Raw genomic sequence first — 25,186 nt, forward strand, 5'->3', positions numbered from 1 at the left:
GTAAGTTCAACAGGAGAGCATTATGTCTTTTAGCGAATTTTATCAGCGTTCGATTAACGAACCGGAGCAATTCTGGGCCGAGCAGGCCCGGCGTATTGACTGGCAGACGCCCTTTACGCAAACGCTCGATCACAGCAATCCGCCGTTTGCCCGTTGGTTTTGTGAAGGCCGAACCAATTTGTGCCACAACGCCATCGACCGCTGGCTGGAGAAACAGCCAGAGGCGCTGGCATTAATTGCCGTCTCTTCGGAAACAGAAGAAGAGCGCATCTTTACCTTTCGCCAGTTGCATGACGAAGTGAACGCGGTGGCGTCAATGCTGCGCTCACTGGGCGTACGGCGTGGCGATCGGGTGCTGGTGTATATGCCGATGATTGCCGAAGCGCATATTACCCTGCTGGCCTGCGCGCGCATTGGCGCTATTCACTCGGTAGTGTTTGGTGGATTTGCCTCGCACAGCGTGGCTGCGCGGATTGATGACGCTAAACCGGTGCTGATTGTCTCGGCAGATGCCGGAGCGCGCGGTGGCAAAATCATTCCCTATAAAAAATTGCTCGACGATGCGATAAGCCAGGCGCAGCATCAACCGCGCCATGTTTTGCTGGTGGATCGCGGGCTGGCGAAAATGGCGCGCGTCAGCGGGCGGGATGTCGATTTCGCGTCGTTGCGCCATCAACACATCGGTGCGCGGGTACCGGTGGCGTGGCTGGAATCCAACGAAACCTCCTGCATTCTCTACACCTCCGGCACGACCGGCAAACCAAAAGGTGTACAGCGTGACGTCGGCGGTTATGCGGTGGCGCTGGCGACCTCAATGGACACCATTTTTGGCGGTAAAGCGGGCGGTGTGTTCTTCTGTGCGTCGGATATCGGCTGGGTAGTTGGGCATTCGTATATCGTCTACGCGCCGCTGCTGGCGGGGATGGCGACTATCGTTTACGAAGGATTGCCGACTTATCCTGACTGCGGTGTGTGGTGGAAAATCGTCGAGAAATATCAGGTGAGCCGGATGTTCTCAGCGCCGACCGCCATCCGCGTGCTGAAAAAATTCCCTACCGCTGAAATTCGCAAACACGATCTCTCGTCGCTGGAAGTGCTCTATCTGGCGGGAGAACCGCTGGATGAGCCGACTGCCAGTTGGGTGAGCAATACGCTGGATGTGCCGGTCATCGACAACTACTGGCAGACCGAATCCGGCTGGCCGATTATGGCGATTGCTCGCGGTCTGGACGACAGGCCGACACGTCTGGGAAGCCCCGGCGTGCCGATGTATGGATACAACGTGCAGTTGCTCAATGAAGTCACCGGCGAACCGTGCGGCGTCAATGAGAAAGGGATGTTGGTGGTGGAAGGGCCATTGCCGCCGGGCTGTATTCAGACCATCTGGGGCGACGACGACCGTTTTGTGAAGACGTACTGGTCGCTGTTTTCCCGTCCGGTGTACGCCACCTTTGACTGGGGCATCCGCGATGCTGACGGTTATCACTTTATTCTCGGGCGCACTGACGATGTGATTAATGTTGCCGGGCATCGGCTTGGCACACGCGAGATTGAAGAGAGTATCTCCAGTCATCCGGACGTTGCTGAAGTGGCGGTGGTTGGGGTGAAAGATGCGCTGAAAGGGCAGGTGGCGGTGGCGTTTGTCATTCCGAAAGAAAGCGACAGTCTTGAAGACCGTGAGGTGGCGCACTCGCAAGAGAAGGCGATTATGGCGCTGGTAGACAGCCAGATTGGCAACTTTGGTCGCCCGGCGCACGTCTGGTTTGTCTCGCAATTACCGAAAACGCGATCCGGAAAAATGCTGCGCCGCACGATCCAGGCGATTTGTGAAGGACGCGATCCGGGAGATCTGACGACTATTGATGATCCTGCGTCGTTGGATCAGATCCGCCAGGCGATGGAAGAGTAAGGTATTGTCGGATGTGTCGTGTGGCGCATCCGACACCATGCGCCGATGCCTGATGCGACGCTTACCGCGTCTTATTATGCCTACCCACTGTTTTTACACCGATAATTTTTCCCCCACCTTTTTGCACTCATTCATATAAAAAATATATTCCCCCACGAAAACGATTGCTTTTTATCTTCAGATGAATAGAATGCGGCGGATTTTTTGGGTTTCAAACAGCAAAAAGGGGGAATTTCGTGTCGCAAGATAACAACTTTAGCCAGGGGCCAGTCCCGCAGTCGGCGCGGAAAGGGGTATTGGCATTGACGTTCGTCATGCTGGGATTAACCTTCTTTTCCGCCAGTATGTGGACCGGCGGCACTCTCGGAACCGGTCTTAGCTATCATGATTTCTTCCTCGCAGTCCTCATCGGTAATCTTCTCCTCGGTATTTACACTTCATTTCTTGGTTACATTGGCGCAAAAACCGGCCTGACCACTCATCTTCTTGCTCGCTTCTCGTTTGGTGTTAAAGGCTCATGGTTGCCTTCACTGCTGCTGGGCGGCACTCAGGTTGGCTGGTTTGGCGTTGGCGTGGCGATGTTTGCTATTCCGGTGGGCAAGGCAACCGGGCTGGATATTAATTTGCTGATTGCCGTTTCCGGTTTACTGATGACCGTCACCGTCTTCTTTGGCATTTCGGCGCTGACAGTTCTTTCGGTGATTGCGGTTCCGGCTATCGCCTGTCTTGGCGGTTATTCCGTGTGGCTGGCCGTTAACGGCATGGGCGGCCTGGACGCATTAAAAGCGGTCGTTCCCGCACAACCGTTAGATTTCAATGTCGCGCTGGCGCTGGTTGTGGGGTCATTTATCAGCGCGGGCACGCTCACCGCTGACTTTGTCCGCTTTGGTCGCAATGCCAAACTGGCGGTGCTGGTGGCGATGGTGGCCTTTTTCCTCGGCAACTCGTTGATGTTTATTTTCGGTGCAGCGGGCGCTGCAGCACTGGGGATGGCGGATATCTCTGATGTGATGATTGCTCAGGGCCTGCTGCTGCCTGCGATTGTGGTGCTGGGGCTGAATATCTGGACCACCAACGATAACGCACTCTATGCGTCGGGTTTAGGTTTCGCCAACATTACCGGTATGTCGAGCAAAACTCTTTCAGTAATCAACGGTATTATCGGCACGGTCTGCGCACTATGGCTGTATAACAATTTTGTCGGCTGGCTAACCTTCCTTTCGGCTGCTATTCCTCCGGTGGGTGGCGTGATCATCGCCGACTATCTGATGAACCGTCGCCGCTATGAGCACTTTGCGACCACGCGTATGATGAGTGTCAATTGGGTGGCGATTCTGGCGGTCGCGCTGGGGATTGCCGCAGGCCACTGGTTACCGGGTATTGTTCCTGTCAACGCGGTATTAGGTGGTGCGCTGAGCTATCTGATCCTTAACCCGATTTTGAATCGTAAAACGACAGCAGCAATGACGCATGTGGAGGCTAACAGTGTCGAATAACGCTTTACAAACAATTATTAACGCCCGGTTACCTGGCAAAGAGGGGCTGTGGCAGATTCATCTGCAGGACGGAAAAATCAGCGCCATTGATGCGCAATCCGGCGTGATGCCCGTAACAGAAAACAGCCTGGATGCCGAGCAAGGTTTAGTTTTACCGCCGTTTGTGGAGCCGCATATTCACCTGGATACCACGCAAACCGCCGGGCAACCGAACTGGAATCAGTCCGGCACGCTGTTTGAAGGCATTGAACGCTGGGCCGAGCGCAAAGCGTTATTAACCCATGACGATGTGAAACAACGCGCATGGCAAACGCTGAAATGGCAGATTGCCAACGGCATTCAGCATGTGCGTACCCATGTCGATGTTTCGGATGCAACCCTGACTGCGCTAAAAGCGATGCTGGAAGTGAAGCAGGAAGTCGCGCCGTGGATTGATCTGCAAATCGTCGCCTTCCCGCAGGAAGGGATTTTGTCGTATCCCAACGGTGAAGCGTTGCTGGAAGAGGCGTTACGCTTAGGGGCTGACGTAGTGGGGGCGATTCCGCATTTTGAATTTACCCGTGAATATGGCGTGGAGTCGCTGCATAAAACCTTCGCCCTGGCGCAAAAATACGACCGTCTCATCGATGTTCACTGTGATGAGATCGATGACGAACAGTCGCGCTTTGTCGAAACCGTTGCCGCCCTGGCTCACCGTGAAGGCATGGGCGCGCGAGTCACCGCCAGCCACACCACGGCAATGCACTCCTATAACGGGGCGTATACCTCGCGCCTGTTCCGTTTGCTGAAAATGTCCGGTATTAACTTTGTCGCCAACCCGCTGGTCAATATTCATCTACAAGGGCGTTTCGATACGTATCCAAAACGTCGCGGTATTACGCGCGTTAAAGAGATGCTGGAGTCCGGCATTAACGTCTGCTTTGGTCACGATGATGTCTTCGATCCGTGGTATCCACTGGGAACGGCGAATATGCTGCAAGTGCTGCATATGGGGCTGCATGTTTGTCAGTTGATGGGCTACGGGCAGATTAACGACGGCCTGAATTTAATCACCCACCATAGCGCCAGGACGTTGAATTTGCAGGATTACGGCATAGTCGCCGGAAACAGCGCTAACCTGATTATCCTGCCGGCTGAAAATGGGTTTGATGCGCTGCGCCGTCAGGTTCCGGTACGCTATTCGGTACGTGGTGGTAAGGTGATTGCCACCACGCAACCGGCACAAACCACCGTGTATCTGGAGCAGCCGGAAGCCATCGATTACAAACGGTAATCGGCTGGGTTGCAGCGAGCGTAGTTTATGCCGGATGCGGCTTGAACGCCTTGCACTGAACTCGTAGGCCTGATAAGCGTCGCGCATCAGGCAATTCCAGCCGCTGACCTGTGTCAGCGGCTACCGTGATTCATTCCCGCCAACAACCGCACATTCATCCAACGCCATTTGCAAAAATGCCTTTGCGGCGGCTGTCTGCCCGCTATTTTTCCGCCGCAACAAAACCGCCGTTCTCTCCAGTAACGGTGGGGCAAGAGAAATAGCTTTAAGCCCGTCATGTTGTGTGGCAATCGCTGCTGGCAACAATGTGGAAAGGGAAGTGCGGCGAATCAGCGCCAGAACTGCGCTAATTGAGTTCGCCTCTATCACCACCTGTGGATGTAGCCCCGCTTTCTCGCAGTAGTGGTCAATTTGCTCTCTGGTGGCAAATTCCGCGCTGAGCAGTACCAGTTTTTCATCATGCAAGCGACTCAACGCCACCTGTTCATGGGCTGCCAGTGGATGATGTTGCGCCACGACTAACGCTAAACTTTCTGTCAGTAAAGGTATTGCCTCCAGTTCCGGCGAATGCACCGGCGCGAAGGCAATCCCAACATCCAGCTCGTCGCGGCAAAGCAGATCTTCGATTTTCTCCTGTGACATTTCCTGTAGCTGGAGCGTGATGCCGGGATAACGCGCATAGAAATCCGCCATTAAAGGGCCGATAAAGTAGCTCGTGAAGGTGGGGGTGACGGCGATGCGCAGCGATCCTCGCGTCAAATCGGCAACATCATGAATCGCCCGTTTACCCGCCCCCAGTTCCTGTAACGCACGGCTGGCGTACTGTCGCCAGACTTCTCCCGCATCGGTGAGACGAATCGTTCGCCCGCTACGGTCAAACAGCGGTACGCCCAAACTCTCTTCTAACTGGCGAATCTGCTGGGAAAGCGCAGGCTGGGAGATATGCAACGCACTGGCGGCACGGGTGAAGCTGCCATGTTCAGCCACGGCAAGAAAGTAATTGATATGTCGAGAGAGCATTCGCCAACCTATAAGTAAATCCAATAGAACTAATCATAAATGAGTCTTTTACCTTATGGCAATCGGCGAGTAGTCTGCCTCTCATTCCAGAGACAGACAGAGGTTAACGGTGAAAGAGATTATTGATGGATTCCTTAAATTCCAGCGCGAGGCATTTCCGAAGCGGGAAGCCTTGTTTAAACAGCTGGCGACACAGCAAAGCCCGCGCACACTTTTTATCTCCTGCTCCGACAGCCGTCTGGTCCCTGAGCTGGTGACGCAACGCGAACCTGGCGATCTGTTCGTGATTCGCAACGCGGGCAATATCGTCCCTTCCTACGGACCGGAACCTGGTGGCGTTTCTGCTTCGGTGGAGTATGCCGTCGCTGCGCTTCGGGTATCTGACATTGTGATTTGCGGTCATTCCAACTGTGGCGCGATGACTGCCATTGCCAGCTGTCAGTGCATGGACCATATGCCAGCTGTTTCCCACTGGCTGCGTTATGCCGATTCAGCTCGCGTCGTTAATGAGGCGCGCCCGCATTCCGATTTAGCGTCAAAAGCTGCGGCGATGGTACGTGAAAACGTCATTGCTCAGTTGGCTAATTTGCAAACTCATCCATCGGTGCGCCTGGCGCTCGAAGAGGGGCGGATCGCTCTGCACGGCTGGGTCTACGACATTGAAAGCGGAAGTATCGCAGCCTTTGACGGCGCAACCCGCCAGTTTGTGCCACTGGCCGCTAATCCTTGCGTTTGTGCCATACCGCTACGCCAGCCGGCCGCAGCGTAACCTTATTTTTAAACCATCAGGAGATTCACCATGATTCAGTCGCAAATTAACCGCAATATTCGTCTTGATCTTGCCGATGCTATTTTGCTCAGCAAAGCTAAAAAAGATCTCACATTTGCCGAGATTGCCGACGGCACCGGGCTGGCAGAAGCCTTTGTGACCGCGGCTTTGCTGGGTCAGCAGGCGCTTCCTGCCGACGCTGCCCGCCTGGTCGGGGCGAAGCTGGAGCTCGACGAAGACGCCATTTTACTGTTGCAGATGATTCCACTGCGTGGCTGCATTGATGACCGTGTTCCAACCGACCCAACGATGTACCGTTTCTATGAAATGTTGCAGGTGTACGGTACGACCCTGAAAGCGTTGGTTCATGAGAAGTTTGGCGATGGCATTATCAGTGCGATTAACTTCAAACTCGACGTCAAGAAAGTGGCGGACCCGGAAGGTGGCGAACGTGCGGTCATCACTTTAGATGGTAAATATCTGCCGACCAAACCGTTCTGACAGCCATGCGCGACCATCAAAAGACGTTCACGATGCTGCTGGTTCTGGTGCTGATTGGTCTTAATATGCGACCACTGCTCACCTCCGTCGGGCCACTGCTACCGCAATTGCGCCAGGCGAGCGGAATGAGCTTTAGCGTGGCTGCCCTGTTGACCGCTCTGCCGGTGGTCACCATGGGCGGGCTGGCGCTGGTCGGAAGCTGGCTTCATCAGCATGTCAGCGAACGTCGCAGCGTCGCCATCAGTTTGTTGTTGATAGCCGTCGGCGCATTGATGCGAGAGCTTTACCCTCAAAGTGTGCTGCTGCTTAGCAGCGCACTGCTCGGTGGAGTGGGGGTCGGCATCATTCAGGCGGTGATGCCTTCGGTGATTAAACGGCGGTTTCAGCAGCGCACGCCACTGGTGATGGGGCTGTGGTCTGCGGCTCTGATGGGCGGCGGTGGACTTGGTGCCGCCCTGACGCCCTGGTTAGTTCAACACAGCGAGATTTGGTTCCAGACTCTCGCCTGGTGGGCGCTGCCTGCCATTATTGCGCTCTTTGCCTGGTGGTGGCAAAGCTCCCGCGAGGTCGTATCTTCCCACAAGACAACAACCACTCCGGTTCGCGTAGTCTTCACTCCCCGCGCCTGGACGCTGGGTGTTTACTTCGGTCTGATTAACGGCGGTTACGCCAGTCTGATTGCCTGGTTACCCGCCTTCTATATTGAGATCGGTGCCAGCACGCAGTACAGCGGTTCCTTGCTGGCGTTGATGACGCTTGGTCAAGCCGCAGGGGCATTGCTGATGCCTGCTATGGCTCGCCATCAGGATCGGCGCAAACTATTAATGCTGGCACTGGCGTTACAACTGGTGGGTTTCTGCGGCTTTATCTGGCTGCCGCTGCAATTGCCGGTATTGTGGGCAATGGTGTGTGGGTTAGGTCTGGGTGTCGCATTTCCGCTCTGTTTGCTGCTGGCGCTCGATCACTCTGCGCAACCCGCTATTGCTGGCAAACTGGTGGCGTTTATGCAGGGGATCGGTTTTATCATTGCCGGGCTTGCTCCGTGGTTTTCTGGTGTGCTGCGTAGTATCAGTGGCAATTACCTGATGGACTGGGCATTTCATGCGCTGTGCGTCGTTGGGCTGATGATCATAACCCTGCGTTTTGCACCAGCACGTTTTCCGCAGCTGTGGGTCAAAGAGGCATGATGCGACGCTCGTTCCTGCGCTTTGTTTACGCCGGATGCGGCCTACGTAGATCACTGAACTTATAGGCCTGATAAGCGGAGCGCATCAGGCAATTTTGCTTATTTAAACTGACGATTCAACTTTAAAATCTTTGAAATAATATTGCTTATCCCGATCGTTTATTTCGCGAATAACCCGACAAGGAATGCCAGCAGCTACGACGTTTGGTGGAATGTCTTTTGTGACGACACTTCCCGCGCCAATAACAGAATTATCCCCGATGGTGACGCCTGGATTAATGACCACATGGCTGCCGATCCAGACGTTATTACCAATCGTTATCGCAAAAGAGTACATCTCTCCGTTTTTTCTTAATTCATGGTGTACAGGGTGTCCCGTAACGGAAATGGTAACGTTGGGGGCAACCAGTACGTTATCACCGATCGTTACCGTGTAATCATCGACAATGGTTAAATTGAAATTTGCATAAAAATTGCGGCCTATATGGATGTTGGAGCCGTAAGAGAAATAGACAGGTGGTTCAACCCAGGCGTTTTCCCCTACCGTGGCAAACATTTCTTTAAGCAGGCTTTCTCTTTTTTCAACTTCCGCTGGATGCGAGTGATTAAACTCATACATTAATGTTTTCCCACGAAGTCTTTTTTCAGGTAAGCCTTCGCACATATCGGTAAATAGCTTTCCTGCTTTTATTCTTTCTGTCATCGACATGTTCATTTTGATCATTCCGTCCTGATATGTTGGTCGGATAAGGCGCTCGCGCCGCATCCGACATTGATTGCTTAAGCGACTTCATTCACCTGACGACGCAGCAGGGAAAGCGGGCCGGGGCCGCTAAGCGTGAACACGGAAATTAAGGTGAAGCCCAGCGCCACCAGACCCAGCACCAGATAAGCGCCCTGGAAACCGATGCTTTCATACATATTGCCCGCCAGTACAGACATAAAAATCATCGCCAGTTGCTTAAAGAAGCAGAAACAGACCAGATAAATCGTCGCTGAAAAACGCACTTCAAACTGGCTGGTAATATATTTAAAGCAGCCTACCAGCAGGAACGGTACTTCAAACATATGCAGCGTTTTCAGAATAACCACTTCCAGCGCTGAGGTGGCGAATGATGAGCCAATAATACGTACAGACATAATAGTGCCAGCCAGCAGCAGGGCGTTTTTCCCACCGATGCGATTAATGATCAGTGGCGCAAAGAACATAATCGAGGCGTTAAGTAATTCGCCCATTGTCGTTACGTAGCCAAATACCCGCGTACCCTGTTCACCGGTAGCAAAGAACGAAGTAAAGAAATTAGCAAACTGTTGGTCAAAAACATCGTAGGTGCAGGAAACGCCAATAACATACAGTGACAAAAACCACAGTTTTGGCTGTCTGAACAGTTCCAGCGCCAGCTTAAGGCTAAATGCCGAATGGTTGGCACCTACCGCATTGGCAACCGTGGCAGAAGAGGGCGCATCCGTTTTGGCGAAAAAGAGTAAAACGGCGAGGATGAGTGCACAGCCAGAGCCCAGCCAGAAAACAAACTGATTATTGATGGTGAACATGATGCCGACAATCGAGGCACACAGCGCCCAGCCAACACAGCCAAACATCCGCGCGCGACCAAATTCGAAATTACTGCGACGGCTGACTTTCTCGATAAATGCCTCTACTGCTGGCGCACCGGCGTTAAAACAGAAACCAAGATAAATACCACCAACAATCGACCCTACTAAAATGTTGTATTGTAATAGTGGCCCGAAGATAAAAATAAAGAACGGCGCAAACATTACTAACATGCCGGTAATCATCCACAGCAGGTATTTGCGCAGCCCGAGTTTGTCAGAAAGCAGACCAAACAGCGGTTGGAATAATAGCGAGAACAGAGAAATAGCGGCAAAAATAATACCCGTATCACTTTTGCTGATATGGTTGATGTCATGTAGCCAAATGGGGAAAAACGGGAAGTAGGCTCCCATGATAAAAAAATAAAAGAAAAAGAAAAAACCGAACATCCAAAAGTTTGTGTTTTTTAAATAGTACATAATGGATTTCCTTACGCGAAATACGGGCAGACATGGCCTGCCCGGTTATTATTATTTTTGACACCAGACCAACTGGTAATGGTAGCGACCGGCGCTCAGCTGGAATTCCTCCGACACTGACGGGCTCCAGGAGTCGTCGCCACCAATTCCCATATGGAAACCGTCGATATTTAGCCATGTGCCTTCTTCCGCGCGCAGCAGATGGCGATGGCTGGTTTCCATCAGTTGTTGTTGGCTGTAGCGGCTGATGTTGAACTGGAAGTCGCCGCGCCACTGGTGTGGTCCATAATTCAATTCGCGCGTCCCGCAGCGCAGACCGTTTTCGCTCGGGAAGACGTACGGGGTATACATGTCTGACAATGGCAAGTCCCAGCGGTCAAAACAGGCCGCAGTCAGACGGTCGGGATAGTTTTCTTGCGGCCCTAATCCGAGCCAGTTTACCCGCTCTGCGACATGTGCGAGCTCGCAGGTCAGGCCAATCCGCGCTGGATGCGGTGTGTCGCTCGCTACTTCAACACCCACACTGACGACCATCTCACCGCGCCCATCGATACGGTAGGTTTTCCGGCTGATAAATAAGGTTTTCCCCTGATGCTGCCAGACGTGGACCGTGGTAATCAGCACTGCGTCGGCAAGCGTATCTGCCGTGCACTGCAACAACGCGGCTTCGGCCTGGTAATGGCCCGCCCCCTTCCAGCGTTCGACCCAGGCGTTCGGGTCAATGCGCGTCGCTTCACTGACGCCAATGTCGTTATCCAGCGGGGCACGGGTGAACTGATCGCGCAGCGGCGTCAGCAGTTGTTTTTCATCGCCAATCCACATCTGTGAAAGAAAGCCTGACTGGCGGTTAAATTGCCAACGCTTATTACCCAGCGCGATGCAAAAATCCGTTTCGCTGGTGGTCAGTTGCGGGATGGCATGGGACGTGGAGGGGAGTGCCACACTGAGGTTTTCCGCCAGTCGCCATTGTTGCCAGGCGCTGATGTGTCCGGCTTCTGACCAGGCGGTCGCGTTAGGTTGCACTACGTGTACTGTAAGCCAGAGTTGTCCGGCGCTCTCCGGCCGCGTCAGTTCAGGCAGTTCAATCAACTGTTTACCTTGTGGCTCGACAGTCAGAGGCACTTCACCGCTTGCCAGTGGCTTGCCATCCAGCGCCACCGACCAGTGCAGGAGCTCGTTATCGCTATGACGAAACAGGTATTCGCTGGTCACTTCGATGGTTCGCCCGGATAAACGGAACTGGAAAAACTGCTGTTGGTGTTTTGCTTCTGTCATTGCCGGATGCGGCGTGCGGTCGGCAAAGACCAGACCGTTCATGCAGAACTGGCGATCGTTCGGCGTATCGCCAAAGTCACCACCGTAAGCCGACCATGGGTTGCCGTTTTCATCATATTTAATCAGCGACTGATCCACCCAGTCCCAGACGAATCCACCCTGTAAACGGGGGTACTGACGAAACGCCTGCCAGTATTTCGCGAAGCCACCAAGACTGTTACCCATTGCGTGGGCGTATTCGCAAAGGATCAGCGGGCGCGTCTCTCCTGGCAGCGAAAGCCATTTTTTGATGGACCATTTTGGCACTGCCGGGAAGGGCTGGTCTTCATCCACGCGCGCGTACATTGGGCAAATAATATCGGTGGCTGTGGTGTCTGCTCCGCCGCCTTCATACTGCACCGGGCGGGAAGAATCGACAGATTTAATCCAGCGATAGAGTGCGTCGTGATTGGCACCGTGGCCCGATTCATTACCCAGCGACCAGATAATTACGCTCGGGTGATTACGATCGCGCTGCACCATCCGCGTTACGCGTTCACTCATGGCCGGTAGCCAGCGTGGATCATCGGTCAGTCGATTCATCGGCACCATGCCGTGGGTTTCAATATTGGCTTCATCCACCACATACAGGCCGTAGCGGTCGCACAGCGTGTACCACAGCGGGTGGTTCGGATAATGCGAACAGCGCACGGCGTTAAAGTTGTTCTGCTTCATCAGCAGGATATCCTGCACCATCGTTTGCTCATCCATGACCTGACCATGCAGAGGATGATGCTCGTGACGGTTAACGCCGCGAATCAGCAACGGCTTGCCGTTCAACAGCAGCAGACCATTTTCAATCCGCACCTCGCGGAAACCGACATCACAGGCTTCCGCTTCAATTAGCGTGCCGTCGGCGGTGTGCAGTTCAATAACTGCACGATAGAGATTCGGGAGTTCGGCGCTCCACAGCGCCGGATTTTCAACGTTCAGGCGTAGCGTGACGCGATCGGCATAACCACCACGTTCATCGATAATTTCGCCGCCGAAAGGCGCGGTACCGCTGGCGACCTGCATTTCACCCTGCCACAAAGAAACCGTCACCCTCAGCGCATCGCGCAGTTCACCGCACATCTGAATTTCTGTTTCCAGAACAGCGCGGCTGAAATCATCATTAAAGCGAGTGGCAACATGGAAATCGCTGATTTGTGTGGTCGGTTTATGCAGCAACGAGACGTCACGGAAAATGCCGCTCATTCGCCACATATCCTGATCTTCCAGATAGCTACCGTCACTCCAGCGCAGCACCATCACCGCGAGGCGGTTATCTCCGGCGCGTAAAAATGCGCTGAGGTCAAATTCAGACGGCAAACGGCTGTCCTGACCGTAACCGACCCAGCGCCCGTTGCACCACAAATGAAACGCCGAGTTAATGCCATCAAAAATAATTCGCGTCTGGCCTTCCTGTAACCAGCTTTCATCAACATTAAATGTGAGCGAGTAACAACCTGTCGGATTCTCCGTGGGAACAAACGGTGGATTGACTGCAATGGGATAGGTCACATTGGTGTAGATAGGCGCATCGTAACCGAGCATCTGCCAGTTTGAGGGGACGACGACAGTATCGGCGTCAGGAAGATCGCGCTCCAGCCAACTTTCCGGCACCGCTTCTGGGGACGGGAACCAGGCAAATTGCCACTCACCATTCAGGCTGCGTAACTGCCGGGAAGGGCGATTATTGCGGGCCTCTTCACTATTTCGCCAGCTGGCGAAAGGAGGATGCGCCGCAAGGCGGTTGAGTTGGGTAACGCCAGGGTTTTCCCAGTCACGACGTTGTAATACGACGGCCAGTGAATCCGTAATCATGGTCATAGCTGTATCCTGTGTGAAATTGTTATCCGCTCACAATTTCATACAACATACGAGTCGGACACATCAGGTGTAAAGCCTGGGGTGCCTAATGAGTGAGCTGACTCACATTAATTGCGTTGCGCTCACTGCTCGCTTTCCAGTCGGGAAATTTGTCGCGCCAGCTGCATTAAGGAATCAGCCAACGCCTGGGGAGAAGCGGTTTGCGTATTGGGTGGCAGGGTGGTTTTTCGTTTCACCAGTGAGACGGGCAACAGCTGATTGCCCTTCACCGCCTGGCCCTGAGAGAGTTGCAGCAAGCGGTCCACGCTGGTTTGCCCAAGCAGGCGAAAATCCTGTTTGATGGTCGTTAATGGCGGGATATAACACGAGCTGTCTTCGGTATCGTCGTATCCCACTACCGAGATATCCGCGCCGACGCGCAGCCCGAACTCGGTAATGGCGCGCATTGCACCCAGCGCCATCTGATCGTTGGCAACCAGCATCGCGGTAGGAATGATGCCCTCATTCAGCATCTGCATGGTTTGATGAAAACCGGACATGGCGCTCCAGTCGCCTTCCCGTTCCGCTATCGGTTGAATTTGATTGTGTTTAAGATATTTATGCCAGCCCGCCAGACGCAGACGCGCCGAGACAGAACTTAATGGGCCCGCTAACAGCGCGATTTGCTGGTGACCCAATGCGACCAAATGCTCTACGCCCAGCCGCGTACCGTCTTCATGGGAAAAAATAATACTGTTGATGGGAGTCTGGTCAGAGACATCAAGAAATAGCGCCGGAACATTAGCGCAGGCTGCCTCCACAGCAATGGCATCCTGGTCATCCAGCGGATAGTTGATGATCAGACCACTTACGCGTTGCGCGAGAAGATTGTGTACTGCCGCTTTACAGGCTTCGACACCGCTTCTTTCTACCATCGACACCACCACGCTGGCACCCAGTTGATCGGCGCGAGATTTAATCGCCGCGACAATTTGCGACGGTGCGTGCAGGGCCAGACTGGAGGTGGCAACGCCAATCAGCAACGACTGTTTGCCCGCTAACTGTTGTGCTACGCGGTTGGGAATGTAATTTAGCTCCGCCATCGCCGCTTCCACTTTTTCCCGCGTTTTCGCTGAAACGTGGCTGGCCTGATTCACCACGCGGGAAACGGTCTGATAAGAGACACCGGCATACTCCGCGACATCGTATAGCGTTACTGGTTTCACATTCACCACCCTGAATTGACTTTCTTCCGGGCGCTATCATGCCATACCACGAAAGGTTTTGCGCCATTCTGCGGGGCTGACGCCGAAGTGAGATTTAAAATGCTGACGCCAGGTCACAGGTGAGAGAAAACCCACCTCAGCCGCTATCCGCTCAACGGGCAACTGACTGGATCCCAACAGTTCCTGGCTACGGCGTAAGCGTTCAGTGATGAGCCATTCGGCGATACTCGAACCGGTCGCTTTCATAAAATGACGGGTTAGTGTGCGGCGACTCATCATTACTCGCTGAGCCAGCGAGTCGAGATCATGCTGTTGCGCAATGTTTTGCCGCAGGTAATCCAGCAGGAGGTTAATGCGTTCATCATGGGTATTTTTCGGCACCGGTTGCTCTATAAACTGCGCCTGACCGCCGGTGCGATATGGCGGTACGACCATCCGTCGGGCAATATGGTTAGCATAGTCGCTGCCAAAATGTTGCCGAACAATATACAAACAGCAATCCAGCGCCGCGGCAGTACCGGCAGAGGTAATAATGCCATCATCGTCTACATACAACGCGTTAATATCCAGATGTGTTTGTGGAAAACGTGCCTGAAATTCACGCTCGAACTCCCAGTGCGTGGCAGCACGCTTATTGTTCAGTAAACCTGCATAGCCGAGCACAAACGTGCCCAGGCAAAGCCCGACAATCTGTGCCCCGTTATCTCGTGCGATCGTTAAGGCTTCCAGCAGTTTTTGTGGCGGTTTTTGTGTAATTGTTCCCCAGTAAGGAATTATCACAATATCCGCCTGGATGACTGCCGTATAGTCATGGGTGGCGGTTACGGAAAACCCATCGGCAGAGTCCACATTTCCCGGCTTTTCAGCGCAGATAATTACATGAAAGCGTTTTTTCTCCGCCATTTTTTCGCTAAAAACGATAAACGGTACGGAAAGGTGAAAAGGACTAAAACCGGCAACGGCGATAATGGCAACAGTTAGCGGGCGCATAACACTCTTTATCTCCGAATTAGAATGTCAACGTTTCACCATCTTCTGGTACGTTCACAAATTCGATAATTTGATTATCTCTGGCGTATTCCTTGAGCGCATCACGCGTCAGCAAACAGTGGTTTACGGCCTCCATATGTGTCGCGACAATTTGCGCTTCTGGCAGGGTAAAATGTGTTTTGAGAATATCTTCAGCTCCCATAATTATCGCGCCATGCCCCAGAACATGCGCAAATCCGGCATTCAACACCACCACTTCTGGTTGGAAAGTTAGCATTGTAGCCTCGACGTCATCACGCCAGAGGGTATCGCCAGCCAGATAGAGCGTTTTCTCTGTCGGGTGCTGGAAAACAACGCCGCAGGCTGCGCCTAAACGCTTCGCCATAGCCGGGTCTGCATAGGTGCGATCGGAGCCGTGCTGCCCTGTCGTTTTATGCAGAGTAATATCGCCAAATTTAGTCTCGTCGGCAAGTACGGTAAGATGCGTAAATCCTTGTTTATGCAGTGATTCAGCATCTTGCTCATTTTGCACATAAATCTGTTTATCTTTGGGGACGACGCGGGAGGCTGTTTCGTCCCAATGATCTTCATGCAAATGGGTCACTATTAGGGCGTCAACGTTGAGTAACGTTGTTAAATCGCACGGTAATTCTACCGTTGGATTGCGGATTTCTGCGCGTGCCGTTCCGGCAAAACCCGGATAACTTCCTTTAGGCGCGAGTAACGGGTCAATAAGAAATGTTTTGCCAGCGTATTGGATAATTTGGGTGGCATTACGAATTTGAGTAATTTTCATGATTTGCTCCACATCACAGTATTGATGGCATTAGCGTAGCGTGCAGCCCGTACTGTGCATGTGGGCAAATGGGCGAATAACGATGAGAATGGGCCAAATTACACATTGGCGCAACTAGCGTAAATGCACGCCGCTTCGCCGTCCGGCCACCAGAATAGCCTGCGATTCAACCCCTTCTTCGATCTGTTTTGCTACCCGTTGTAGCGCCGGAAGATGCTTTTCCGCTGCCTGTTCGATGGTCATTGCGCTTGCCATATACACCAGATTCAGACAGCCAATCACCCGTTGTTCACTGCGTAGGGGCACGGCAATGGAGGCGATCTTCTCTTCCTGATCCCAGCCACGGTAGTTCTGTCCGTAACCCTCTTTGCGTGCGCGCGCCAGAATGGCTTCCAGCTTTAACGGTTCCCGTGCCAGTTGATAGTCATCACCGGGGCGGGCGGCTAACATTTCGATTAACTCCTTGCGTTCTTGTTCCGGGCAAAAGGCCAGCCAGGTCAGTCCCGAGGCGGTTTTCAGGAGCGGTAAACGCCGTCCGACCATTGCCCGGTGAAAAGATAAACGGCTGAAACGGTGGGTGGTTTCGCGTACCACCATTGCATCAACATCCAGCGTGGACACATCTGTCGGCCATACCACTTCGCGCAACAGATCGCCCAGCAGCGGGGCTGCCAGTGCAGAAATCCATTGTTCGTCACGAAATCCTTCGCTTAATTGCCGCACTTTGATGGTCAGACGAAAACTGTCATCGGAGGTACTGCGCCGGACATATCCCTCTTCCTGCAGCGTTTCCAGCAGTCGCCGCACAGTGGTGCGATGCAGGCCGCTGAGCTCCGCCAGCAGCCCGACGCTGGCACCGCCATCGAGTTTATTTAACATATTTAATAACATTAGACCGCGGGTTAAGCCGCGCACGGTTTTGTATTCCGTCTGCTCATCTTTCTGCATATTAATTGACATTTCTATATTTAAAACAACGTTGTGCACCTGGTGCACACTCAGGCATGTTTTGATTGTAGCCGAAAACACCCTTCCTATACTGAGCGCACAATAAAAAATCATTTACATGTTTTTAACAAAATAAGTTGCGTTGAACTGTGCGCGCAACGGCATTTTTTCCGAGTCGTGAGGTACTGAAATGGCAATACAACACCCTGACATCCAGCCTGCTATTAACCATTGCGTTCAGGTGGCGATCGCTGGTGCCGGTCCGGTCGGGCTGATGATGGCGAACTATCTCGGCCAGATGGGCATTGACGTGCTGGTGGTGGAGAAACTCGATAAGTTGATCGACTATCCACGCGCGATTGGAATTGATGACGAGGCGCTGCGCACCATGCAGTCGGTTGACCTTGTCGATAATGTTCTGCCGCACACTACGCCGTGGCATGCGATGCGTTTTCTTACCCCAAAAGGCCGCTGTTTTGCTGATATTCAGCCAATGACCGATGAATTTGGCTGGCCGCGTCGTAACGCCTTTATTCAGCCGCAGGTCGATGCGGTGATGCTGGAAGGGTTGTCGCGGTTTCCGAATGTGCGCTGCCTGTTTTCCCGCGAGCTGGAGGCCTTCAGCCAGCAAGATGACGAAGTGACCTTGTATCTGAAAACGGCAGAAGGGCAGTGGGAAACGGTCAAAGCCCAGTGGCTGGTAGCCTGTGACGGTGGAGCAAGTTTTGTCCGGCGCACCCTGAATGTGCCGTTTGAAGGTAAAACCGCACCAAATCAGTGGATTGTGGTGGATATCGCCAACGATCCGTTAAGTACGCCGCATATCTATTTGTGTTGCGATCCGGTGCGCCCGTATGTTTCTGCGGCTCTGCCTCATGCGGTACGTCGCTTTGAATTTATGGTGATGCCGGGCGAAACCGAAGAACAGCTCCGCGAGCCGCAAAATATGCGCAAGCTGTTAAGCAAAGTGCTGCCTAATCCGGACAACGTCGAGTTGATTCGCCAGCGTGTCTACACCCACAACGCGCGACTGGCACAACGTTTTCGTATTGACCGCGTACTGCTGGCGGGCGATGCCGCACATATCATGCCGGTGTGGCAGGGGCAGGGCTATAACAGTGGTATGCGCGACGCCTTTAACCTCGCCTGGAAACTGGCGTTGGTTATCCAGGGGAAAGCTCGCGATGCGCTGCTCGATACCTATCAACAAGAACGTCGCGATCACGCCAAAGCGATGATTGATCTGTCGGTGACGGCGGGCAACGTACTGGCTCCGCCGAAACGCTGGCAGGGTACGTTACGTGACGGTGTTTCCTGGCTGCTGAATTATCTGCCGCCAGTAAAACGCTACTTTCTCGAAATGCGCTTCAAGCCGATGCCGCAATATTACGCCGGTGCGCTGGTGCGTGAAGGCGAAGCGAAACACTCTCCGGTCGGCAAGATGTTTATTCAGCCGAAAGTTACGCTGGAAAACGGCGACGTGACGTTGCTCGATAACGCGATCGGCGCGAACTTCGCGGTAATTGGCTGGGGATGCAATCCACTGTGGGGGATGAGCGATGAGCAAATCCAGCAATGGCGCGCGCTGGGTACTCGCTTCATTCAGGTGGTGCCGGATGTGCAAATTCATACCGCGCAGGATAACTACGACGGCGTGCTGCGCGTGGGCGATACGCAAGGTCGCATGCGTAGCTGGTTCGCACAACATAATGCTTCGCTAGTGGTGATGCGCCCGGATCGCTTTGTTGCCGCCATCGCCATTCCGCAAACTCTGGGTAATACGCTGAATAAACTGGCGTCCGTGATGACACTCAACCGCCCTGATGTCGACGTTTCTGTCGAAAAGGTAGCCTGATATGCACGCTTATCTTCACTGTCTTTCCCACTCGCCGCTGGTAGGGTATGTCGACCCGGCGCAAGAGATACTCGATGAGGTCAATGGCGTGATTGCCAGTGCCCGCGAGCGTATTGCGGCCTTCTCCCCTGAACTGGTGGTGCTGTTTGCGCCAGATCATTACAACGGTTTTTTCTATGACGTGATGCCACCCTTCTGTTTAGGCGTTGGGGCGACGGCAATTGGCGATTTCGGCAGTGCGGCAGGAGAGCTTCCTGTGCCTGTGGAGTTGGCGGAGGCTTGTGCACATGCCGTCATGAAGAGCGGGATTGATCTTGCCGTTTCTTACTGTATGCAGGTGGATCATGGGTTCGCCCAGCCGCTGGAGTTCTTGCTCGGTGGGCTGGATAAGGTGCCGGTCCTACCTGTATTCATCAACGGTGTCGCCACGCCGCTACCTGGTTTTCAGCGTACCCGCATGTTGGGTGAAGCCATTGGACGTTTCACCAGCACGCTGAATAAGCGCGTGCTGTTCCTGGGTTCCGGTGGGCTTTCCCATCAGCCGCCAGTGCCAGAACTGGCGAAAGCGGATGCCCATATGCGCGATCGTCTGTTGGGTAGCGGGAAAGATTTGCCCGCCAATGAGCGCGAAATGCGCCAGCAACGGGTGATTAGCGCCGCTGAGAGGTTTGTTGAGGATCAGAGAACTCTGCATCCGCTCAACCCGATTTGGGATAACCAGTTCATGTCTTTGCTGGAGCAGGGACGCATACAGGAACTGGATGCCGTCAGTAACGAAGAGCTTTCCGCCATTGCAGGAAAGTCGACACATGAAATCAAAACCTGGGTCGCTGCTTTTGCCGCTATTTCTGCGTTTGGCAACTGGCGTAGCGAAGGGCGTTATTACCGCCCGATCCCGGAGTGGATTGCCGGATTTGGCTCGTTAAGCGCCAGAACAGAGAACTGAATATGCAGGAGAAGATGATGAGTTATCAGCCACAAACCGAAGCCGCCACCAGCCGTTTTCTAAATGTAGAAGAAGCGGGTAAAACGCTGCGCATCCATTTTAATGACTGCGGTCAAGGCGACGAAACCGTTGTCCTGCTGCACGGCTCCGGCCCGGGGGCTACGGGCTGGGCGAACTTCAGCCGCAATATCGATCCGCTGGTAGAAGCGGGTTATCGGGTGATCCTGCTGGATTGTCCTGGTTGGGGTAAGAGCGATTCGATCGTTAACAGTGGTTCGCGATCGGATCTCAATGCGCGCATCCTGAAAAGCGTGGTGGATCAACTGGATATCGCCAAAATCCACCTGCTGGGCAACTCGATGGGCGGCCACAGTTCTGTGGCGTTCACCCTTAACTGGCCGGAGCGCGTCGGCAAACTGGTGCTGATGGGCGGCGGTACAGGTGGCATGAGTTTGTTTACGCCGATGCCAACTGAAGGCATTAAGCGACTGAATCAGCTTTATCGCCAGCCGACTATCGAAAATCTGAAGCTGATGATGGATATCTTCGTTTTCGATACCAGCGATTTGACTGACGCCCTGTTTGAAGCGCGCCTGAATAATATGCTGTCGCGTCGCGATCACCTGGAAAACTTCGTTAAGAGCCTGGAAGCCAATCCGAAACAGTTCCCGGATTTTGGCCCACGTCTGGCGGAAATCAAAGCGCAAACTCTGATTGTCTGGGGGCGTAACGACCGTTTTGTGCCGATGGACGCAGGGCTGCGTCTGCTTTCTGGCATCGCCGGTTCTGAGCTGCATATCTTCCGCGACTGTGGTCACTGGGCTCAGTGGGAACATGCCGACGCTTTCAATCAACTGGTACTGAATTTCCTCGCACGTCCTTAAGGAACGGTCATGACGAAGCATACTCTTGAGCAACTGGCGGCGGATTTACGCCGCGCCGCAGAACAGGGCGAAGCGATTGCGCCGCTACGCGATCTGATTGGTATTGATAACGCTGAAGCGGCCTACAGCATTCAGCACATAAATGTGCAACATGACGTCGCGCTGGGGCGTCGCGTTGTGGGGCGTAAAGTGGGACTGACGCATCCGAAAGTGCAGCAACAACTGGGGGTTGATCAACCGGATTTCGGAACATTATTTGCCGACATGTGTTATGGCGATAACGAAACCATTCCTTTTTCCCGTGTTCTGCAACCTCGTATTGAAGCAGAGATCGCACTGGTGCTAAACCGCGATTTACCCGCAACGGATATTACCTTCGACGAACTGTATAGCGCCATTGAATGGGTGCTTCCGGCGCTGGAAGTGGTGGGCAGCCGCATTCGCGACTGGTCGATTCAGTTTGTCGATACCGTGGCAGATAACGCCTCCTGTGGGGTATATGTCATCGGTGGTCCGGCGCAACGTCCGGCAGGGTTAGATCTGAAAAACTGCACTATGACGATGACGCGTAATAACGAAGAGGTTTCCAGCGGGCGCGGCAGCGAATGTCTGGGGCATCCACTTAATGCCGCCGTCTGGCTGGCACGCAAAATGGCCAGCCTGGGTGAACCGCTGCGCGCCGGAGATATCATTCTTACCGGGGCATTAGGTCCGATGGTGGCGGTAAATGCGGGCGATCGTTTTGAAGCCCATATCGAAGGCATAGGTTCAGTTGCTGCGACATTTTCAAACGCAGCCCTAAAAGGAAGTCTGTCATGAGTAAGCGTAAAGTCGCCATTATCGGTTCTGGCAACATTGGCACCGACCTGATGATTAAAATTTTGCGTCACGGTCAGCATCTGGAGATGGCGGTGATGGTCGGCATTGATCCTCAGTCCGACGGTCTGGCGCGTGCCAGACGTATGGGCGTCGCTACCACCCATGAAGGGGTGATTGGGCTGATGAACATGCCTGAATTTGCTGATATCGATATAGTGTTTGATGCGACCAGCGCGGGCGCGCATGTGAAAAACGATGCCGCTTTGCGCGAAGCGAAACCGGATATTCGCTTAATCGACCTGACGCCAGCTGCCATCGGCCCTTACTGCGTGCCGGTTGTTAATCTCGACGCAAACGTCGATCAATTGAACGTCAACATGGTCACCTGCGGCGGCCAGGCCACCATTCCGATGGTAGCGGCGGTTTCACGCGTGGCGCGTGTTCATTACGCCGAAATCATCGCTTCTATCGCCAGTAAATCTGCTGGCCCTGGCACGCGTGCCAATATCGATGAATTTACGGAAACCACCTCGCGGGCCATTGAAGTCGTAGGCGGCGCGGCAAAAGGGAAGGCGATTATTGTGCTTAATCCGGCAGAGCCGCCGTTGATGATGCGCGACACGGTGTATGTATTGAGCGATGAAGCTTCACAAGATGATATCGAAGCCTCAATCAATGAAATGGCTGAGGCGGTGCAGGCTTACGTACCGGGATATCGCCTGAAACAGCGCGTGCAGTTTGAAGTTATCCCGCAGGATAAACCGGTTAATTTACCGGGCATTGGTCAGTTCTCTGGGCTGAAAACGGCGGTCTGGCTGGAGGTCGAAGGCGCAGCGCATTATCTGCCTGCCTACGCAGGCAACCTCGACATTATGACTTCCAGTGCGCTGGCGACAGCAGAAAAAATGGCCCAGTCACTGGCGCGCAAGGCAGGAGAAGCGGCATGAACGGTAAAAAACTTTATATTTCAGACGTCACGTTGCGTGACGGTATGCACGCCATTCGTCATCAGTATTCACTTGAAAATGTCCGCCAGATTGCCAAAGCACTGGATGATGCCCGCGTGGATTCGATTGAAGTGGCCCATGGCGATGGTTTGCAGGGTTCCAGCTTTAACTATGGTTTCGGCGCACATAGCGACCTTGAATGGATTGAAGCGGCGGCGGATGTGGTGAAGCACGCCAAAATCGCGACGTTGTTGCTGCCAGGAATTGGCACTATTCACGATCTGAAAAATGCCTGGCAGGCTGGCGCGCGGGTGGTGCGTGTGGCTACGCACTGCACCGAAGCTGATGTTTCCGCTCAGCATATTCAGTATGCCCGCGAACTCGGAATGGATACCGTTGGCTTTCTGATGATGAGCCACATGACCACGCCGGAGAATCTCGCAAAGCAGGCAAAGCTGATGGAAGGCTACGGTGCGACCTGTATTTATGTGGTGGATTCTGGCGGTGCGATGAACATGAGCGATATCCGCGACCGTTTCCGCGCCCTGAAAGCGGTGCTCAAACCGGAAACGCAAACTGGCATGCATGCTCACCATAACCTGAGTCTTGGTGTGGCGAACTCTATCGCGGCGGTGGAAGAGGGCTGTGACCGCATCGACGCTAGCCTCGCGGGGATGGGCGCGGGTGCAGGTAACGCACCGCTGGAAGTGTTTATTGCCGCCGCGGATAAACTGGGCTGGCAGCATGGGACCGATCTCTATGCGTTAATGGATGCCGCTGACGACCTGGTGCGTCCGTTGCAGGATCGTCCGGTACGTGTCGACCGCGAAACGCTGGCGCTGGGATACGCTGGTGTTTACTCAAGCTTTTTGCGTCACTGTGAAACGGCGGCGGCGCGTTATGGTTTAAGCGCGGTGGATATTCTCGTTGAGCTGGGTAAACGCCGGATGGTCGGCGGCCAGGAGGATATGATCGTCGACGTGGCGCTGGATCTGCGCAACAACAAATCATGTGACTGCTGACAACGTGCATTTTGTATACCCATCCCAGGCCTGATAAGACGCATCAGCATCGCATCTGGCATGGCGCACGACTGCCGGATGCGGCGTAAACGCCTTATCCGGCCTACTTTCGTCCGTAGGCAGTCATTAAATGGTTTTGATTACGCGGCTGGCAATGTATCAGCCGCGATTCACCTGCATTCGCAACGAGGTTCATCTTATGTCGACTCGTACCCCTTCATCATCTTCATCCCGCCTGATGCTGACCATCGGGCTTTGTTTTTTGGTCGCTCTGATGGAAGGACTGGATCTTCAGGCGGCTGGCATTGCGGCGGGTGGCATCGCCCAGGCTTTTGCACTCGATAAAATGCAAATGGGTTGGATATTCAGCGCCGGAATACTCGGTTTGCTACCCGGCGCGTTGGTTGGTGGAATGCTGGCGGACCGTTATGGTCGCAAGCGCATTTTGATTGGCTCAGTTGCGCTGTTTGGTTTGTTCTCACTGGCAACGGCGATTGCCTGGGATTTCCCCTCACTGGTCTTTGCGCGGCTGATGACCGGTGTCGGGCTGGGGGCGGCGTTGCCGAATCTTATCGCCCTGACGTCTGAAGCCGCGGGTCCACGTTTTCGTGGGAGGGCAGTGAGCCTGATGTATTGCGGTGTTCCCATTGGCGCGGCGCTGGCGGCGACACTGGGTTTCGCGGGGGCAAACTTAGCCTGGCAAACGGTGTTTTGGGTAGGTGGTGTGGTGCCGTTGATTCTGGTGCCGCTGTTAATGCGCTGGCTGCCGGAGTCGATGGTGTTCGCTGGCGAAAAACAGGCTGCGCCGCCGCTGCGTGCGTTATTTGCGCCCGACACGGCAACCGCAACGCTGCTGCTGTGGTTGTGTTATTTCTTCACTTTGCTGGTGGTCTACATGTTGATCAACTGGCTACCGCTGCTTTTAGTGGAACAAGGATTCCAGCCATCGCAGGCGGCAGGGGTGATGTTTGCACTACAAATGGGGGCGGCAAGCGGGACGTTAATATTGGGCGCACTGATGGATAAACTGCGTCCAATGACCATGTCGCTACTGATTTATAGCGGTATGTTAGCTTCGCTGTTAGCGCTGGGAACAGTGTCATCATTTAACGGTATGTTGCTGGCGGGATTCGTCGCAGGGTTGTTTGCAACAGGTGGGCAAAGCGTTTTGTATGCATTGGCTCCGTTGTTTTACAGTTCGCAGATCCGCGCAACCGGCGTGGGAACCGCCGTGGCGATTGGGCGTCTGGGTGCCATGAGCGGCCCGTTGCTGGCAGGGAAAATGCTGGCATTAGGCACTGGCACGGTTGGCGTAATGGCCGCATCTGCGCCGGGTATTCTTGTTGCTGGATTAGCGGTGTTTATTTTGATGAGTCGAAAATCACGAATGCAGCCGTGCGCCGATGCCTGACGCGCCTTATTAGGTAGGGGCGAAAGGGACTTGCCCCCAATACACCTAC

The 25,186-nt window shown here is 53.8% G+C and carries 21 protein-coding genes; 13 read left to right on the plus strand and 8 right to left on the minus strand.

Translation table 11 applies throughout. The features are described 5' to 3' along the window. The first annotated feature begins 22 nt into the window (after window positions 1-22). From prpE to codA, 3 genes are all read left to right on the plus strand, one after another. Window positions 23-1,909: a propionate--CoA ligase gene (gene prpE / locus QUE34_RS02120; RefSeq protein WP_032302519.1), complete on the plus strand. Its 1,887-nt coding sequence runs from the start codon at window positions 23-25 to the stop codon at window positions 1,907-1,909. A 236-nt stretch (window positions 1,910-2,145) separates the two neighbouring features. Continuing rightward, the gene (codB, locus tag QUE34_RS02125; protein ID WP_000076233.1) at window positions 2,146-3,405 is read left to right on the plus strand and encodes a cytosine permease; all 1,260 of its coding nucleotides are present in this window, start codon (window positions 2,146-2,148) and stop codon (window positions 3,403-3,405) included. Continuing rightward, window positions 3,395-4,678 carry a cytosine/isoguanine deaminase gene (codA, locus tag QUE34_RS02130; RefSeq protein WP_032302520.1) on the plus strand — a complete coding sequence of 428 codons (1,284 nt, stop codon included), beginning with the start codon at window positions 3,395-3,397 and terminating at the stop codon, window positions 4,676-4,678. The genes codB and codA overlap by 11 nt, the downstream gene beginning before the upstream one ends. 120 nt (window positions 4,679-4,798) lie before the next feature. Here codA and cynR read toward each other — a convergent pair whose 3' ends face one another. Continuing rightward, window positions 4,799-5,698: a transcriptional regulator CynR gene (gene cynR / locus QUE34_RS02135; RefSeq protein WP_032302521.1), complete on the minus strand. Its 900-nt coding sequence runs from the start codon at window positions 5,696-5,698 to the stop codon at window positions 4,799-4,801. 109 nt (window positions 5,699-5,807) lie between these two features. Here cynR and cynT point away from each other — a divergent pair, with 109 nt between their 5' ends. From cynT to cynX, 3 genes are read left to right on the plus strand one after another with little or no spacing between them, the layout of a single operon-like run. Beyond that, window positions 5,808-6,467, plus strand: coding sequence for a carbonic anhydrase CynT (cynT, locus tag QUE34_RS02140; protein WP_032302522.1), 660 nt, complete (start codon window positions 5,808-5,810; stop codon window positions 6,465-6,467). Between the two features lie 30 nt (window positions 6,468-6,497). Then, window positions 6,498-6,968, plus strand: coding sequence for a cyanase (cynS, locus tag QUE34_RS02145; protein WP_032183399.1), 471 nt, complete (start codon window positions 6,498-6,500; stop codon window positions 6,966-6,968). Window positions 6,969-6,973: 5 nt separating this feature from the next. Beyond that, a complete protein-coding gene (gene cynX / locus QUE34_RS02150; RefSeq protein ID WP_103253305.1) occupies window positions 6,974-8,155 on the plus strand; it encodes a cyanate transporter CynX in 1,182 nt (393 codons plus the stop codon). 102 nt (window positions 8,156-8,257) lie between these two features. Here the strand turns inward: cynX and lacA are convergent, their stop codons facing one another. From lacA to QUE34_RS02185, 7 genes are all read right to left on the minus strand, one after another. Next, window positions 8,258-8,869 carry a galactoside O-acetyltransferase gene (lacA, locus tag QUE34_RS02155; RefSeq protein WP_032302549.1) on the minus strand — a complete coding sequence of 204 codons (612 nt, stop codon included), beginning with the start codon at window positions 8,867-8,869 and terminating at the stop codon, window positions 8,258-8,260. Between the two features lie 65 nt (window positions 8,870-8,934). Then, window positions 8,935-10,188 (minus strand): lactose permease, encoded by a 1,254-nt coding sequence (gene lacY / locus QUE34_RS02160; protein WP_000291532.1) that lies wholly within the window; start codon window positions 10,186-10,188, stop codon window positions 8,935-8,937. A 51-nt stretch (window positions 10,189-10,239) separates the two neighbouring features. Further along, complete coding sequence (gene lacZ, locus QUE34_RS02165) at window positions 10,240-13,314, minus strand: beta-galactosidase (protein ID WP_032302523.1); 3,075 nt, start codon at window positions 13,312-13,314, stop codon at window positions 10,240-10,242. A 122-nt stretch (window positions 13,315-13,436) separates the two neighbouring features. Then, window positions 13,437-14,519: a DNA-binding transcriptional repressor LacI gene (lacI, locus tag QUE34_RS02170; protein ID WP_000805874.1), complete on the minus strand. Its 1,083-nt coding sequence runs from the start codon at window positions 14,517-14,519 to the stop codon at window positions 13,437-13,439. Between the two features lie 36 nt (window positions 14,520-14,555). After that, on the minus strand, window positions 14,556-15,509 hold the full coding sequence (ovrA, locus tag QUE34_RS02175) for an OI-19-encoded virulence regulator OvrA (protein WP_032302524.1): 954 nt from the start codon (window positions 15,507-15,509) through the stop codon (window positions 14,556-14,558). Between the two features lie 19 nt (window positions 15,510-15,528). Continuing rightward, window positions 15,529-16,305, minus strand: coding sequence for an MBL fold metallo-hydrolase (locus QUE34_RS02180; RefSeq protein ID WP_000705458.1), 777 nt, complete (start codon window positions 16,303-16,305; stop codon window positions 15,529-15,531). 114 nt (window positions 16,306-16,419) lie between these two features. Then, window positions 16,420-17,253 (minus strand): DNA-binding transcriptional regulator, encoded by an 834-nt coding sequence (locus tag QUE34_RS02185; protein WP_032183403.1) that lies wholly within the window; start codon window positions 17,251-17,253, stop codon window positions 16,420-16,422. Between the two features lie 190 nt (window positions 17,254-17,443). On the opposite strand from QUE34_RS02185, the gene QUE34_RS02190 reads away from it, so the two are divergent. The 7 genes from QUE34_RS02190 (at window position 17,444) to mhpT (ending at window position 25,137) form a co-directional block, all read left to right on the plus strand. Next, window positions 17,444-19,108: a bifunctional 3-(3-hydroxy-phenyl)propionate/3-hydroxycinnamic acid hydroxylase gene (locus tag QUE34_RS02190; RefSeq protein ID WP_105268575.1), complete on the plus strand. Its 1,665-nt coding sequence runs from the start codon at window positions 17,444-17,446 to the stop codon at window positions 19,106-19,108. A 1-nt stretch (window position 19,109) separates the two neighbouring features. Further along, window positions 19,110-20,054: a 2,3-dihydroxyphenylpropionate/2,3-dihydroxicinnamic acid 1,2-dioxygenase gene (gene mhpB, locus QUE34_RS02195; protein ID WP_000543449.1), complete on the plus strand. Its 945-nt coding sequence runs from the start codon at window positions 19,110-19,112 to the stop codon at window positions 20,052-20,054. A gap of 17 nt (window positions 20,055-20,071) precedes the next feature. Beyond that, window positions 20,072-20,938: a 2-hydroxy-6-oxonona-2,4-dienedioate hydrolase gene (mhpC, locus tag QUE34_RS02200; protein ID WP_000121898.1), complete on the plus strand. Its 867-nt coding sequence runs from the start codon at window positions 20,072-20,074 to the stop codon at window positions 20,936-20,938. A 9-nt stretch (window positions 20,939-20,947) separates the two neighbouring features. After that, a complete protein-coding gene (gene mhpD / locus QUE34_RS02205) occupies window positions 20,948-21,757 on the plus strand; it encodes a 2-keto-4-pentenoate hydratase (protein ID WP_032302525.1) in 810 nt (269 codons plus the stop codon). After that, window positions 21,754-22,704, plus strand: coding sequence for an acetaldehyde dehydrogenase (gene mhpF, locus QUE34_RS02210; RefSeq protein WP_000044306.1), 951 nt, complete (start codon window positions 21,754-21,756; stop codon window positions 22,702-22,704). The genes mhpD and mhpF overlap by 4 nt, the downstream gene beginning before the upstream one ends. Next, window positions 22,701-23,726, plus strand: a complete 1,026-nt coding sequence (gene mhpE, locus QUE34_RS02215; protein ID WP_032302526.1) for a 4-hydroxy-2-oxovalerate aldolase — start codon at window positions 22,701-22,703, stop codon at window positions 23,724-23,726. Before mhpF ends, mhpE begins: the two co-directional genes overlap by 4 nt. Before the next feature lie 199 nt (window positions 23,727-23,925). Beyond that, on the plus strand, window positions 23,926-25,137 hold the full coding sequence (mhpT, locus tag QUE34_RS02220; RefSeq protein WP_032302550.1) for a 3-(3-hydroxy-phenyl)propionate transporter MhpT: 1,212 nt from the start codon (window positions 23,926-23,928) through the stop codon (window positions 25,135-25,137). Window positions 25,138-25,186: the final 49 nt, after the last annotated feature.

The sequence above is a fragment of the Escherichia sp. KS167_9B genome (assembly GCF_030295215.1).
Lineage (GTDB): Bacteria > Pseudomonadota > Gammaproteobacteria > Enterobacterales > Enterobacteriaceae > Escherichia > Escherichia coli_F.

What these genes read in the sequence shown, in the direction of transcription:
- prpE (WP_032302519.1), top strand. Translation starts at nt 23, where the DNA reads ATGTCTTTTAGCGAATTTTATCAGCGTTCGATTAACGAACCGGAGCAA.
- cynR (WP_032302521.1), bottom strand. Translation starts at nt 5,698, where the DNA reads ATGCTCTCTCGACATATCAATTACTTTCTTGCCGTGGCTGAACATGGC.
- cynS (WP_032183399.1), top strand. Translation starts at nt 6,498, where the DNA reads ATGATTCAGTCGCAAATTAACCGCAATATTCGTCTTGATCTTGCCGAT.
- cynX (WP_103253305.1), top strand. Translation starts at nt 6,974, where the DNA reads ATGCGCGACCATCAAAAGACGTTCACGATGCTGCTGGTTCTGGTGCTG.
- lacA (WP_032302549.1), bottom strand. Translation starts at nt 8,869, where the DNA reads ATGAACATGTCGATGACAGAAAGAATAAAAGCAGGAAAGCTATTTACC.
- lacY (WP_000291532.1), bottom strand. Translation starts at nt 10,188, where the DNA reads ATGTACTATTTAAAAAACACAAACTTTTGGATGTTCGGTTTTTTCTTT.
- lacZ (WP_032302523.1), bottom strand. Translation starts at nt 13,314, where the DNA reads ATGACCATGATTACGGATTCACTGGCCGTCGTATTACAACGTCGTGAC.
- ovrA (WP_032302524.1), bottom strand. Translation starts at nt 15,509, where the DNA reads ATGCGCCCGCTAACTGTTGCCATTATCGCCGTTGCCGGTTTTAGTCCT.
- QUE34_RS02180 (WP_000705458.1), bottom strand. Translation starts at nt 16,305, where the DNA reads ATGAAAATTACTCAAATTCGTAATGCCACCCAAATTATCCAATACGCT.
- QUE34_RS02185 (WP_032183403.1), bottom strand. Translation starts at nt 17,253, where the DNA reads ATGCAGAAAGATGAGCAGACGGAATACAAAACCGTGCGCGGCTTAACC.
- QUE34_RS02190 (WP_105268575.1), top strand. Translation starts at nt 17,444, where the DNA reads ATGGCAATACAACACCCTGACATCCAGCCTGCTATTAACCATTGCGTT.
- mhpB (WP_000543449.1), top strand. Translation starts at nt 19,110, where the DNA reads ATGCACGCTTATCTTCACTGTCTTTCCCACTCGCCGCTGGTAGGGTAT.
- mhpC (WP_000121898.1), top strand. Translation starts at nt 20,072, where the DNA reads ATGAGTTATCAGCCACAAACCGAAGCCGCCACCAGCCGTTTTCTAAAT.
- mhpD (WP_032302525.1), top strand. Translation starts at nt 20,948, where the DNA reads ATGACGAAGCATACTCTTGAGCAACTGGCGGCGGATTTACGCCGCGCC.
- mhpF (WP_000044306.1), top strand. Translation starts at nt 21,754, where the DNA reads ATGAGTAAGCGTAAAGTCGCCATTATCGGTTCTGGCAACATTGGCACC.
- mhpE (WP_032302526.1), top strand. Translation starts at nt 22,701, where the DNA reads ATGAACGGTAAAAAACTTTATATTTCAGACGTCACGTTGCGTGACGGT.
- mhpT (WP_032302550.1), top strand. Translation starts at nt 23,926, where the DNA reads ATGTCGACTCGTACCCCTTCATCATCTTCATCCCGCCTGATGCTGACC.